Origin of the sequence: Aureitalea marina (assembly GCF_002943755.1) — a bacterium.
Classification (GTDB): Bacteria; Bacteroidota; Bacteroidia; order Flavobacteriales; family Flavobacteriaceae; genus Aureitalea; species Aureitalea marina.
The window spans coordinates 2,312,482-2,325,773 of sequence record NZ_MQUB01000001.1 but is presented as its reverse complement, the minus strand read 5'-3'; the positions used below and the strand labels follow the sequence as shown (position 1 = coordinate 2,325,773).

11 protein-coding genes and 1 pseudogene are annotated in these 13,292 nt (G+C 46.5%); 5 read left to right on the top strand and 7 right to left on the bottom strand.

Going from position 1 to position 13,292, the window contains the following annotated elements:
* Positions 1–11: 11 nt before the first annotated feature.
* Genes BST85_RS10605 through BST85_RS14605 form a run of 3 tightly spaced genes read right to left on the bottom strand, consistent with a single transcriptional unit; the run spans position 12 to position 3,107 of the window.
* A complete protein-coding gene (locus BST85_RS10605; RefSeq protein ID WP_104813214.1) occupies positions 12–1,631 on the bottom strand; it encodes a DUF1501 domain-containing protein in 1,620 nt (539 codons plus the stop codon).
* A gap of 7 nt (positions 1,632–1,638) precedes the next feature.
* Complete coding sequence (locus BST85_RS10600; protein WP_104813213.1) at positions 1,639–2,685, bottom strand: DUF1800 domain-containing protein; 1,047 nt, start codon at positions 2,683–2,685, stop codon at positions 1,639–1,641.
* On the bottom strand, positions 2,634–3,107 hold the full coding sequence (locus BST85_RS14605; protein WP_104813212.1) for a DUF1800 family protein: 474 nt from the start codon (positions 3,105–3,107) through the stop codon (positions 2,634–2,636). Before BST85_RS14605 ends, BST85_RS10600 begins: the two co-directional genes overlap by 52 nt.
* A gap of 158 nt (positions 3,108–3,265) precedes the next feature.
* Here BST85_RS14605 and BST85_RS10590 point away from each other — a divergent pair, with 158 nt between their 5' ends.
* On the top strand, positions 3,266–4,117 hold the full coding sequence (locus BST85_RS10590; RefSeq protein ID WP_104813211.1) for a S66 peptidase family protein: 852 nt from the start codon (positions 3,266–3,268) through the stop codon (positions 4,115–4,117).
* A gap of 83 nt (positions 4,118–4,200) precedes the next feature.
* Positions 4,201–4,581: a YraN family protein gene (locus BST85_RS10585; protein ID WP_245917682.1), complete on the top strand. Its 381-nt coding sequence runs from the start codon at positions 4,201–4,203 to the stop codon at positions 4,579–4,581.
* Here the strand turns inward: BST85_RS10585 and mfd are convergent.
* The 3 genes and pseudogenes from mfd to BST85_RS10570 all read right to left on the bottom strand — a co-directional run bounded on the left by mfd (position 4,578) and on the right by BST85_RS10570 (position 9,873).
* Positions 4,578–7,906: pseudogene (gene mfd / locus BST85_RS10580) on the bottom strand (transcription-repair coupling factor). The gene BST85_RS10585 and the pseudogene mfd sit on opposite strands and share 4 nt — an antisense overlap.
* A gap of 24 nt (positions 7,907–7,930) precedes the next feature.
* The gene (locus BST85_RS10575) at positions 7,931–9,082 is read right to left on the bottom strand and encodes an aminotransferase class V-fold PLP-dependent enzyme (RefSeq protein ID WP_104813991.1); all 1,152 of its coding nucleotides are present in this window, start codon (positions 9,080–9,082) and stop codon (positions 7,931–7,933) included.
* The gene (locus BST85_RS10570; protein ID WP_104813210.1) at positions 9,079–9,873 is read right to left on the bottom strand and encodes a hypothetical protein; all 795 of its coding nucleotides are present in this window, start codon (positions 9,871–9,873) and stop codon (positions 9,079–9,081) included. Before BST85_RS10570 ends, BST85_RS10575 begins: the two co-directional genes overlap by 4 nt.
* Positions 9,874–10,009: 136 nt before the next feature.
* On the opposite strand from BST85_RS10570, the gene BST85_RS10565 reads away from it, so the two are divergent.
* Complete coding sequence (locus tag BST85_RS10565) at positions 10,010–10,435, top strand: hypothetical protein (RefSeq protein WP_104813209.1); 426 nt, start codon at positions 10,010–10,012, stop codon at positions 10,433–10,435.
* Here BST85_RS10565 and fbp read toward each other — a convergent pair.
* Positions 10,432–11,451 carry a class 1 fructose-bisphosphatase gene (fbp, locus tag BST85_RS10560; RefSeq protein WP_104813208.1) on the bottom strand — a complete coding sequence of 340 codons (1,020 nt, stop codon included), beginning with the start codon at positions 11,449–11,451 and terminating at the stop codon, positions 10,432–10,434. The two genes, BST85_RS10565 and fbp, sit on opposite strands and share 4 nt — an antisense overlap.
* An 85-nt stretch (positions 11,452–11,536) precedes the next feature.
* On the opposite strand from fbp, the gene BST85_RS10555 reads away from it, so the two are divergent.
* Together BST85_RS10555 and BST85_RS10550 are read left to right on the top strand one after the other, a co-directional pair.
* Positions 11,537–12,013: a GNAT family N-acetyltransferase gene (locus BST85_RS10555; RefSeq protein WP_104813207.1), complete on the top strand. Its 477-nt coding sequence runs from the start codon at positions 11,537–11,539 to the stop codon at positions 12,011–12,013.
* Positions 12,010–13,266, top strand: coding sequence for an aspartate kinase (locus BST85_RS10550; RefSeq protein ID WP_104813206.1), 1,257 nt, complete (start codon positions 12,010–12,012; stop codon positions 13,264–13,266). Before BST85_RS10555 ends, BST85_RS10550 begins: the two co-directional genes overlap by 4 nt.
* Positions 13,267–13,292 lie beyond the last annotated feature (26 nt).

The window sequence follows — 13,292 nt, the reverse complement described above, 5'->3', positions numbered from 1 at the left end:
TTGTTTTCCTATCAGTGTAGCAGGATGCTCTTGCTGTAGAATTGTCCTCCGGTTGATATTCGATAGACGTACTGTCCCAGGCTCAAACGGGCGTTGATACGGCTTCGGATATCAAATGACTGCCTGCCGGCAAATACCAATTCGTTAGCAATGGTGCCCACTTCCCTTCCAATGATATCAAAGAGCTTGATGCCCATATGGGCTGTAATCGGCATATCGATCTCGATATAATCGATCCCATCCCGATAAACTCCGCCATGCTTCAGGCGGCTGCTGGAGATCATATCCGGAGTGTCCAGAGTGGAACAAGTAAAACCAAGGTCTAGTTGCTCATATTGCTGATCCAGCAATATGTTACTGACCACAGAAGGATCCAGACAGAACCAGCTGGTCAGAACACTGGAATACACATCCCTGAAATCAGCAGATGGGATTAGGTTATCATTCATGTCCCATTGGGTAATGTTGGGATGATCTCCTACAAAGCCACTGCCGTTCAACTCTGGTCCAAAGAGCATCACCGGAGATGCAGCACCGTGGTCCGTGCCAGTCGACCCGTTCTCATATGGTCTTCTGCCAAATTCTGAGATGGTCATGCATAACACTTCATTTTGCATGCCCATATCTTCCAGGTCTGTATAGAAGTTTCGAATAGAATTGGCCAGGTCCGTCAATAGTGCTTGATGGACTTCGGGCTGTTCGGCATGGGTGTCAAATCCATTTAGGGTGACCATGTACACCTTGGTCCCAAGACCTCCTTTTATCATCCTGGCGCAAATGGCCAGTTGGTTGGACAATTCGGCATCGTCGTATTCCACGCTATTCACAGCGGAGGTGTAAGCATCATTGATCACTCCGGCATAGGTAAAGGTTGTATTGGCTGTAGACCTTAAGAACAACAGCTTATCGCCGTAAACACAATCCGGTACGTCAAGGACATCGTGAAGGGTACCGCTTTCCGCCACGAGGGCCAGTTGTTCTGGATTGGCTACGGAGAAGGCGTAGTTGGAGTCGCTACCCTCGAAGATCAGATTTCCTACACTACCGATCTGAATGGCAGGAGGAACCTCTGGTGGATTGACGATGTAATCGGGATACAGGTCCTCAAAGTAGCGCCCCCACCAACCGGTTTGCTCGTTATTGATATCGTCTGTAGAGGCCCAGATATCCGAAGATCTGAAATGAGAAAGATTCTGCTGAGGGTAACCCACTCCATGGATGACCTTCATCTGTCCTTCTCCCCAGATACTTTCCAGGCTATTCATATAATCAGGCACACCAAAATCCGCATTAAGCATCATCAGATCACCCTGATTGTGCCGAATGGTTGGCCTCAGATTGGCATAATTGTCGTAATCATAGACCGGAACTATGGTGTTTAAACCATCATTTCCTCCTTTCAGACGTATGATAACAAGGATACGATCTGTTTCACTCTCATTCAGAGCTACGGAGAGTGGGGAAGGTTTACTGGCCGTGATTTGAGCATTTGCAAGCATCATACTCCCAGCTCCTGCCAGACCCAAAGCCTGAATGAAGGAGCGACGGTTCCACATATGATGCTCCTGATCGTGGATGTGGCCCTTGCCAGAATCCACTTCTTTTTTCGGAAGATGTTTATGATCACACATAGTAGGTCTATTTGAGTTGAAATTCGGGCATGGTCACAATATGACGCAGTAAAAGCAGGCATTGCAAAGGAGCTTCAGACCAGTTCAGGTTCCAGATCCCTTCGTCGAAGTAATTTTGTGGCACTTCCCACTTAAAAATATCTGTGGCCACCACATAGTCGTTGGCCGTATGCAAGCCCTGCGACATAAAGTAATCCACCATCACTTGTGTGATGTATTCGGGGTCATTGCTATCATTGGTCAATTCTCTCGCCAGGTCCACCAAGGTAAATTGGAGACCATTGTCATAGAGATATTGCAAGTAAAGCTGCATCAATTGCCATCTGGCTGTAAGGGTAGAGGTGTTGATCCAGTCTTCATCCCGCTGCCATCCGGAAACATCTGGTGGGTCAAAGATCTCTTGCCCCATGAGTCCCGCATAGTAAAGAAATGCCTCCATGATCTCATCGTTGTAAAAGAAACCTGTTTCGTTCACATAGGTCAGGATCACATCCAGGGGGCTTTTTAACACAACACCAATGGCCTTTTGGTCAAAGAAATGCTCACTCTTAAAGAGTTGCTTCAACATGGGTGCCAGGTCAAAGGAGGAGGCAATAAGCGTATCAGCCAAGGGGTGAATAATATTTCCGACGATGGTCTCGTCCGTCTCAGGACTAACGAAGAACCGGTATAATTTGTCACAGATAAACCGGGCCACCTCTAATTCGCGCTCCTGGAACAGCAGTTCGATCACATCGCCATATCCCCAATTGCCGGTTTGACCAAAAATGGTCTTTTCGCCATCGTCGAAGGTAGAAGGGTCAAAATAGATCTGATCCCCTGGGGAGTCCCAATGATTATAGCCGGTTAAGGCACGAGAGGATTCTGTGATATCGGTCTCGGTATAGCCGTTACCTTCGCCCAGTGTAAAAAGCTCAAAAAGCTCTCGAGCATAGTTCTCATTGGGGTTGAAATTGGTGTTTTGGAAACCGTTCAAGTAATACAACATGGTGGAATTGATTCCTATCTCATGAACAAAGTCCTTGAAATTTCCCAAGGCATTATCCTGTAGCACCCTATAGTATTGAAAAAGGTAGGGGCATAACTATATGTCTCTAGTTCTGTAACGAAATGATTGGACCAGAAAAAAGTCATCCTGCCGCGTAACCCCTCGCTAGCCAGATCATTTCCGGTTTGAATTCTCCAGGCCTGTATAAAATCCTGGTTCTCATTGTCAAAGTCGTCGAAGTCGTTTACTGCAAAATATCCCCAGGGAGGAGCGGTTGTAACCGGAAGAGCCATGGCGTCATCCACCAATTGGTCAATAAAATCTCCTGGGCTCTGATTCAGGGCTGAATCTACTTCGGCCAAGGTTGCTCCAAATCCCAGTCTTCGGAAAACATGTTGAACTTTTTGCACATCCCAAGAGTTGTTCCCATCCGGAACATAGGGACTTATAGAGGCTGTATTACAGGAGGTAAGTAGCTCTGTTTCCATGAATTAAACGATTTAGGGGAATAAAATGTAAGCATAAATTCCTGTTTTCTTGCTGATAAGACTGTCTTTTAACACAAAGGGTTTATTTTCTTAAATTCACCCATCAATGTTTTTTTCATGATCACACCCCTTTTTTACAACCCGGTGATGCCGTCGGTTTGGTCTCTACGGCCCGAAAGATCACCACCTCCCAAGTAAAACCACTTTTGGATCTTTTGGAACAGTGGGAATTGCAGCCCGTCTTAGGAATGACCATCAATGCCGAGGATAATCAATATGCCGGCGATGATGAACTGAGGGCCAAGGACCTGCAGCAAATGCTTGATAATCAAAATATTAAAGCGATATGGTGCGCCAGGGGCGGATATGGCACTGTTAGGGTAGTGGACAAGGTCGATTTCAGCGGTTTTGCTGAAAATCCGAAGTGGTTGATCGGCTACAGTGATGTAACCGTCTTGCACAGTGAGATCCACAATTTGGGGATCAAGACCCTCCACGCCAATATGGCGACGGAGATCGATACTAAATCTGAGGCAACCCGCTCTACGGCAAAACGTTCACTTTTTGGGCAATCGTTGAGCATTGCCTCCAAATCCACTTTTGCCAATCGTCCCGGTTCCGCTCGGGGCACACTGGTTGGGGGGAATCTTTCTATTCTATATTCTCTTTGTGGTAGTAAAACCGCGATCGATACCAGCGGGAAGATCCTATTTATTGAAGATCTGGACGAATATCTCTACCATGTGGACCGCATGATGATGAACATCAAACGCAATGGAATGCTGGATAATTTGAAGGCATTGATCGTAGGCGGTATGAGCGATATGAAAGACAATACCATTCCCTTTGGCAAGTCTGCCAAAGAGATCGTTTGGGATGCCGTCAAAGAATATGACTATCCGGTCTGTTTTGATTTTCCAGCGGGTCATATTAGGGATAATCAGGCGATGATCATGGGGGGGCAAGCTAGTCTGGAAGTTGCGAGCGATTCCTTTGAGCTCACCTTTTGATCAGATCGATTTTCTTAAAACCAGACACTTCATTCTTGAATAGACTGTACCAGTCTTGCTGATATAGTAGGGAAGAGATGCCCATGAACTATATTGTATTCATGGCCTACCACAATGAGTTAGGGAAACAAGGAGAGGAATACGCGGCTAACTTCCTGTTGGAACAAGGTTATACCATACTGAAAAGAAATTATAGATACGACAGGGCCGAGATCGACATCATCGCTCAAAAAGAACCGTCCACCTTGGTAGTGGTAGAAGTAAAGACCAGGAATAGTTCTGCCTTTGGGGGCCCCCAGGAATTTGTCAACAGGTCGAAGATAAATCAGCTGGTAAAAGCCGCAGATCACTATGTCTGTAATGGTGTATTAGAGACTGAGGTTCGGTTTGATGTGATCGCAGTACTGATCAATAAAAAGCAGATAAAACTGGACCATTATCCGGCCGCCTTCTACCATTTCTAAACAGCTTGAAGTCGTTCCAGGGCTTGTTCTACGCTATCGATATTTTCTAATCGGAGAAGGAGTCTTAGTCCCTGCCTGGTTTGTTTTTCTTTGAGGGATCCCCAATTTGGTTGCTGCTGTACCTGCTTTAGAATACGGCCAAAGGTTTCGCCTTGGTAGAAAGAACTTTCCTGATCCTTTATAAAATATCCAACCAGTCGTCCTTTCTTCATAACAACTCTTTCCAAACCAAGACTGATGGCTTTCCATTTGATGCGAACACTGATCAGCAGATCCTCAGCTTGCTCAGGTAGCGGGCCGAAACGATCGACCAATTCGGTTTCGAACTGGTTCAACTCCTCTTCGGTCTTTAGCGAGCTCAATCTGTTGTACAGGTCCAGGCGTTCGGTAATATTGTTGATATAATCGTCCGGGAAAAGCAGTTCGAAATCTGTGTCGATAACCGTTTCTTTCAGATGCGTCTTAGGCTCGTGTTCGGTACCGGTGTAAAGATCCTTGAATTCTTTTTCCTTCAATTCGTCTATGGCTTCGGAAAGGATCTTTTGATAGGTCTCAAATCCGATCTCATTGATGAAACCGCTCTGTTCGCCTCCCAAAAGATCTCCGGCCCCCTAATCTCCAGATCCTTCATGGCGATATTGAAGCCGCTTCCCAGATCGGTGAATTGTTCCAGGGCTTGTATTCTTTTTCGGGCTTCCTCCGTCATGGCGGAATAGGGAGGAGTGATGAAATAACAGAAAGCCTTCTTATTGCTACGACCTACGCGGCCCCTCATCTGGTGGAGATCTGCCAGACCAAAATTGTTAGCGTTGTTGATGAAAATGGTATTGGCGTTGGGTACGTCCAAACCACTTTCGATAATGGTGGTTGACACCAGCACGTCAAACTCATTGTTCATGAACTTCAGCATGAGTTGCTCCAGCTTCTTGCCTTCCATCTGACCGTGACCGATCCCGATCTTGACATCAGGTAAAAGACGTTGTATCATGCCGGCTACTTCCTTGATATTCTCGATCCGGTTGTGTACAAAAAACACCTGGCCTCCACGGGAGATCTCGTAGGCTATGGCATCCCGGATCAGGCCCTCAGAAAAGCGGACTACCTGGGTCTCTACGGGGTAGCGGTTAGGTGGAGGAGTGTTGATTACCGAAAGATCCCGGGCAGCCATCAGGCTGAATTGCAACGTCCTTGGGATAGGTGTTGCCGTAAGAGTTAGGGTATCTATGTTGGCGCGCAGGGTCTTTAATTTCTCCTTGACCGCTACACCAAATTTTTGTTCTTCGTCAATGATCAATAATCCCAAGTCTTTGAATTGAACTGCTGGGTTCACTAGTTGATGGGTCCCTATGACAATGTCCAATTTGCCGCTCTTCAGATTTTCAAGAATTTCACGTTTCTGCTTGGCGGTTCTAAAGCGATTTAGGTAATCTATGTTCACTGGCATCTCGGCCATGCGCTTAGTAAAGGTCTGGAAATGCTGGAAGGCCAGGATGGTGGTTGGCACCAAAATGGCAACCTGTTTGCCATTATCCACCGCTTTGAAGGCAGCCCGGATAGCAATCTCTGTCTTCCCAAATCCAACATCCCCACAGATCAGGCGGTCCATGGGTCGCTCACTTTCCATATCGCGTTTAAAATCCGCGGTGGCCTTTTCCTGGTCCGGAGTGTCCTCGTACATAAAGGAAGACTCCAACTCCAGTTGGAGATAAGAGTCCGGATCGTATTGAAAGCCCTTTTGCATCCGCCTCTTGGCGTATAGCTCGATCAGCGAGAAGGCGATCTCCTTGACCCGCTTTTTGGTCTTTTGTTTTAGTTTCTTCCAGGCCTGGCTCCCTAGTTTATAGATCTTAGGAACCGTTCCGTCCTTGCCGTTATACTTACTGATCTTATGCAGGGAATGTATACTCAGGTAAAGTATGTCCCGTTCTCCGTAGATCAGTTTGATGGCCTCCTGCATCTTTCCTTCCACTTCGATCTTCTGCAGGCCGCCAAATTTCCCGATCCCATGATCGATATGGGTCACATAATCGCCTACCTCTAGGTGGGAAAGTTCTTTTAGGGTAATGGCCTGTTTTTTGGCATAACCATTCTTCAGGTGGAATTTATGATAGCGCTCAAAGATCTGGTGGTCCGTATAGCAAGCGATGCGCAGGTCATAATCCACAAACCCCTGGTAGATGGAAAGCACCACTGTTTCGTATTGGTCAACTTGTAATTGGGCATCGTCAAAAATGTCCCGGAACCGATTGGCCTGTTGTACCGTAGAACAGAAAATGAGGTTGGTGATCCCATCGGCTGTATTCTCGTTTAGTTGCTGGATCAGCAGGTCGAACTGCTTGTTGAACGAGGGCTGTGGGCGCGTTCGGAAAACGACATCCGCATCGGTAGCGGTCTCCGGTAAATGAACACAGGGGTAGTTCTCCAGTTGTTGACGGATCAGCTCAGGGGTGCAAAAAAGTTCTGAAGGATCCGCTTGAATCACCTCACCATCCAGTTCCTGGAAGGCGGTCTCAGCTTTGGCGTATAATTTGCCAATGGCAGAAAGCAGAAGCTCTTGCTGTTTAAGAAAGATTACCGTCTTAGAGCCGATGTAGGATAAAAAACTCTCTCGTTTTTCTTCCACCAATTTATTCTCCACATTCGGCATAATGGAGATCTTCTTGACTGGATCCGTGGAAAGCTGAGTCTCTACATCGAAGGTCCTGATGCTGTCTATTTCGTCCCCAAAGAATTCGATCCGATAGGGTTGGTCGTGGCTAAATGAAAAGACATCCACTATCCCACCTCGGACAGAGAACTCGCCCGGTTCTGTCACAAAATCGACCCGTTTGAAGCGGTATTCAAAAAGGACCTCGTTGATAAAATCGATGGACAGTTCGTTGCCAACCCCCAGTTTCAATGTGTTTCGCTCCAACTCTCTACGGGTGACCACCTGTTCGAAAAGGGCTTCGGGATAAGTGACTATCACCACCGGCTTCCGCCGGGAGTTCAAGCGGTTCAATACTTCGCTTCGCAACAAGACGTTGGCGTTATCCGTTTCCTCGATCTGATATGGCCGTCGGTAACTACCTGGATAGAACAATACTCGTTCCTCTCCTAATAATTGTTCCAGATCGTTGAGGTGATAGGCAGCCTCCTCTTTATTGTTGAGGATGAAGAGAAATGGCCTTTCGGCCTGTTTAAAAAGCTCGGTAATTACCCAAGAGCGGGAGGAACCGGTCAGGCCGGCTGCTGTTATCTTTCCTTGGGAATTGGCAATAGCATCCCCTAGTTTTCGCAAAGGCGAAGACTTGGAATAGAGCGAAGAAACCTGGGCTTTGCTCATAGCCCGGCAAAGATATAAAAGCCCCTAGAAATTTTTAAAGCAATTGACCAGCAAAGTAAGGTCTTCTTGGGTGTTGTATACTCCAGGCGAGACACGGACCGCATTTCCACGATAGGAGACGTAGATTCCGGCAATCTTTAGTTGTTCCCTGACGGTCTCCATAGCCATATGCTGGGGCAAATAGATACCGAACAGATGAGACGATCTGAAGGAGACCTCTTCGACGAATACATCCAATTGATTCAATGCTTCCAATGCATCAGAAGTGATGCGATGTGTGTAATCCTGGATAGCTTCCGGGGTCCACTCCAATAGTTGTTTAAGTGCCCGAATAAGCATGGGCACCAGTATGAAATTGCTGGATTCCCCAACGTCGTAGCGAACTCCGCCTTTCTTCAATTCAGGATTGTAGTGAACCAGCCTGGCAAAATCTTCACTACCCTGGTGGTTCATCCAGTTGTCTTCTATTGGCTTTCCTTGATGAAATCTCGGTCCGAAATAGGCCAAACCAATGGAGTAGGGCCCCATTAGCCATTTGTAACCGGCACAGATAAGCGCATCCGGCCTGATCTCTTCTACAGAGAAGGGATAAGCCCCCACACTCTGGGTCCCATCTACTATCAAATAGGCTCCAAACTCATCGGCTCGTTTGCGGATCGCGGCCAAATCGAAGAGCGTTCCATCGGCCCAATGAACCTGAGGGACAGCCACTACTTTGGTATTCGCATTAATTGCTGCAAGCAGTTGCTGGTTCCATCTTTCTCCTCTTCCTTTTTCGATCTTGGGATCGGGAACAATAACCAGTTTCACCTCCTTTGATCTAACCAGATTCTCCCACGTATAGTAGTTGCTGGGGAATTGTTCATGGAGCAGGACGATCTCGTCACCTTCCTTAAAGTCAATATTAGCCGCGACATTGGCCATGGCATAAGAAACCGAAGGGATTATGGCCACATTGCTCTCATCCTCACCATGGATCAACTCATTGAATAATGTTCTGAGCTCTTTTTTGGGTTGAAAGAAATCATCGATCGATATTCCACTGGGACTACCCTTTCTACTGAGCTGCTGGGCTCCCACTTGAGTAACTGACCGCAGCTGAGGCGACATATAGGCGCCGTTCAGATATACCTCATCACCGGGTAGGTCGAAAAGATCGGCTTGACACTTCATCATTTTTTTGGTCTGATCATGCGATAGAGCGGGCTTGTTTTCCAATTGATCAGGGCATGGGTTGTGCTACTGAGCAACAAAATAATTCCAGTTATAATAGCCGTTCGCTGAATGCCCGGATTGGTTGCAGCATTTGCAGCGGCTATTCCAAACAGGGCCCATGCTCCCACCAGGGCAAACTCTCTCATATTTCTAAGCCAGGTAACCACCAGGTTGATCAATCCGGCAATACCGATCATGATAACCGTCCAGGTGGACTCGTCCAGACCCCAACCATCCCAATTGGTCCAGGTTAGGTAAGCCGCTACATTTGCGACGGTTGCAACGGTGATCCAGCCACTGTAGATGACAAAGGGCCACCACAGAAAGAAGATCACAGGATTTGGAGCATCCCAAAGTTCCATTCGATTCTTCAATACAATAGCAAGCAGACTGATCAACAAAATCAGCATAGCGATCAGGGACCATCCCACCCACAGATTTAGCCAGCAGACAATCCAAATACAGTTAGCCAGGCAGGATATCATAAACCACCAACCAATTTCATTGACAAAAGAATCGTCTGCAGATTTGTTCCAAAGACCTTTGGCCTGGTAGACAGCAAATCCGATCAGAAGCAGATAAATAAGACCCCAAATTGAGAAGGTATAACCTGCCGGAGTAAACGAATTATTAAGTTGATCTGATACCTCGCCAATGGTCTGGTTGGCGATCATACCGGTATTGGACAGATAGTTGACGGCTATCACCACCACAAGGGCGATCAAATTACCGATCTGAAGTCGTTTTTTCAAGTTGATTATTTGTAACTAAAAGTAGGAAATTTAGACTTATATGATGTCAAAAAAGTCCTCTATTGACCGATTTTTTCTGATAGTTGTCAGTATTGGATGAAGGACAAATCGTATTTTTGTCATCTAAATTTAACCTATGTCATTTACCGATCTTTTTTACAGCGGAACACACAAGAGAAACCTGGCTCACTTTGCCTCTATGGTCACCCTGGCCGCGGAGGATGGTGTTGTTACAAAAAAGGAGGAGCAGTTATTAAAGATCTTCGCCAGAAGATTGAACATCGAGGAGGTTGACTACAACAAGATCGTCAAAGATCCTTCAAAGTACCCCATTATGCCAACCAACTCTGCGGACAAAAGGCTGGAGCGTTTGATGGATCTGTTCAAAATGATGCTCATCGATAAGGAGATCGCCGAAGAAGAACTCAAATTGATCCGTCGTTATGCCATTGCCCTTGGTTTTACAGAAGAGCACGCGGATCGGATCATCAAGCGATCTATCGACATTTTTAATGGCGAGATCAGCCTGGACGAGTACAAATATCTTTTGGAACGCGCTTAGGTCAGTTCGCTTCCAAATTCCTTAACGAATTCTTCCGCTTTTTCCACCATGCGGATACTGCCGCATAGGAATGGTGTACGCTGGTGCAAGGTAGTGGGCTGAATGTCCATAATTGCCGTAATTCCGTCACTGGCTTTTCCGCCTGCTTGTTCTGCAAGGAAGGCCATAGGATTGCATTCGTAGAGCAGTCTTAGTTTTCCGTTCGGATCCTTGGCCGTGTTGGGATAGATGTAGATTCCTCCTTTGATCATATTCCGATGGAAATCACTGACCAATGACCCAATGTATCGGGAGGTGTATGGGCGATCATCTTCCTCCTCCTGGCAATATTTGATATAATTCTTGATCCCCTGAGGGAAATGAACATAATTCCCTTCGTTAACCGAATAGATCTTCCCGGTTTCAGGGAATTTCATATTGGGGTGTGATAGATAATAAGTCCCGATTGCCGGGTTCAGGGTAAAACCGTTCACCCCGTGACCGGTGGTATAAACGATCATGGTCGAGGTCCCATAAATGATGTATCCAGCTGCCACCTGATTTCTTCCCGGTTGGAGAAAATCATCCAGCGTAACAGGGGTCCCTGGTTCTGTAACCCTTCTGTAGATGGAAAAGATGGTTCCGACGGAGACATTCACGTCTATGTTGGACGATCCATCCAAAGGATCGATCAGCACCACGTATTTGTTATCGTTCTTTTTGTTACGACCAACAATGGTGATGTAGTCATCTTCTTCCTCTGATGCGATCCCACAAACGATCTCCCTGTTGGTCAGTGTCTTGATAAAGGCCTCGTTGGCAAAGACGTCCAATTTTTGTTGGTCTTCGCCCTGGATGTTGGTATCTCCGGCAGCACCAAGAATATCGACCAAGCCGGCCTTATTAACTTCGTGATTAACAACCTTGGCGGCTAGTCTGATAGAATTGATCAAGCGGGACAATTCTCCCGAGGAATACTTGAATTCACTCTGGTTCTCGATGATGAATTCGCCCAGGGTGGTGTTCTTTTGTGGCATGGTTTAGGACGGGTGTGGAATTTGGGGCAAATATCGTCATTTTTAAGAAATACCACCGATATTTGCCCATCAAAACCACTCGGTTATGCAAGTGAGAATAGCCCTTCAGGAAGACATGCCCCAGGTGTTGGAACTGATCCGTGAATTGGCCCGATTTGAAAAGGAGCCCGATGCCGTGGATATCAGTACGGAGGACCTGGTAAAAGAAGGATTCTCAGACCAACCCTTATTTCATTGTTTCGTTGCCGAGAACGATGATCAAATCGTCGGGATGGCATTGGTCTATTTCCGGTTTTCTACCTGGAAAGGTCGAACCCTGCATTTAGAAGACCTGATCGTAAAGGAAGACTACCGTGGTAAAGGCATAGGCGAAGCGCTCTACACAGCGGTTATGAAGTACGGACATGAGCAGGGTGTAAAGCGAGTAGAGTGGGTGGTGCTGGATTGGAACTATGGGGCACTTAAGTTCTATGAGCGCAGTGGAGCAACTATATTGAAAGATTGGTACTTGGCCCAGATGGACGAGCAGTCCCTGGAAAACTTTATCAAGAGGATCGAATGAACGTCTATAAATTTGGAGGGGCATCCGTAAAAGATGCCGATGGAGTAAGAAACCTGGCCAGGGTCTTGGATACGAATCCACACAAAGACCTGGTGATAGTGGTCTCGGCCATGGGCAAAATGACCAACGCCCTGGAAAAGGTGGTGGACCACTACTTTAATGACAAGGAGAGCCTGGAGGCATCGATGGCCACAATCTACGATTACCACAAGGTCATCCTGGATGATCTCTTTGAGATTCCATCCCATGAGATCTACGGTTTATTACAACAGCGTATTGAAGAGTTGCGGGCCTTTTTCCTCACCAATAAGTCCTCAAATCATGCTTTTGTCTACGATCAGATCGTTTGTTTTGGTGAGCTCATATCAACAGCAATCATTTCAGCCTATTTGTCCGAGAACGGTGTGAAGAATACCTGGCTGGATGTAAGAGGATGTTTACACACTGACGACTATTATCGCTCGGCCAGAGTAGATTGGGAATTGACCCAGAAGTCCATTCAAGCTGATGTCTCTTCCAAAGGGATCACGATCACCCAAGGGTTCCTGGGATCAGAGCGGCAAAATAATTTCACCACTACTCTAGGCAGAGAGGGAAGTGATTACACGGCTGCAATTTTTGCCTATTGCTTAAATGCGCATTCGGTTACCATATGGAAAGATGTTCCCGGGGTATTGAATGCGGATCCCCGTTATTTTTCTAATACCCGTCTGTTGAATCACATCTCCTATAGGGAGGCGATCGAATTGGCCTTCTACGGGGCTTCTGTCATCCACCCAAAGACACTGCAGCCCTTGCAGCGCAAGGAGATTCCGCTTTATGTCAAATCTTTTGTCGATCCTTCAGGTGATGGGACCTGCGTTGGGAAAGGTGTGACCCTGGACCCCATGACCTCTTGTTTTATATTGAAAAAAGACCAGGTCTTGATTTCCTTATCGTCCCTGGATTTTAGCTTTATGATGGAGGATAACTTCAGCGAAGTCTTCAATCTTTTACATCGATATAAGATGAAGGTAGAAATGATACAGAATTCTGCCATCAGTTTTTCGGTATGTATCGATAACAAATACAACAAACTGGAACCCCTACTTAATAAATTGAGGGAGAAGTTCAAAGTGACTTGTTATTTTGGAGTGACCTTATATACCGTTAGGCATTCTACCCCGGTTGAAATTCAGTCCCTTACCCGAGAAAAAGAGGTCCTTCTTAAGCAAGAGACAGCAGAGACTGTCCAATTGGTTGTAAACGAGTAACGTAGCTATTTACTCCGTTTCCCTAT

Bases quoted from the DNA above. Each gene is read 5' to 3' on its own strand.
- BST85_RS10605 (WP_104813214.1), bottom strand. From the start codon at position 1,631: ATGTGTGATCATAAACATCTTCCGAAAAAAGAAGTGGATTCTGGCAAG.
- BST85_RS14605 (WP_104813212.1), bottom strand. From the start codon at position 3,107: ATGGAAACAGAGCTACTTACCTCCTGTAATACAGCCTCTATAAGTCCC.
- BST85_RS10585 (WP_245917682.1), top strand. From the start codon at position 4,201: ATGAACTATATTGTATTCATGGCCTACCACAATGAGTTAGGGAAACAA.
- BST85_RS10575 (WP_104813991.1), bottom strand. From the start codon at position 9,082: ATGATGAAGTGTCAAGCCGATCTTTTCGACCTACCCGGTGATGAGGTA.
- BST85_RS10565 (WP_104813209.1), top strand. From the start codon at position 10,010: ATGTCATTTACCGATCTTTTTTACAGCGGAACACACAAGAGAAACCTG.
- fbp (WP_104813208.1), bottom strand. From the start codon at position 11,451: ATGCCACAAAAGAACACCACCCTGGGCGAATTCATCATCGAGAACCAG.
- BST85_RS10555 (WP_104813207.1), top strand. From the start codon at position 11,537: ATGCAAGTGAGAATAGCCCTTCAGGAAGACATGCCCCAGGTGTTGGAA.
- BST85_RS10550 (WP_104813206.1), top strand. From the start codon at position 12,010: ATGAACGTCTATAAATTTGGAGGGGCATCCGTAAAAGATGCCGATGGA.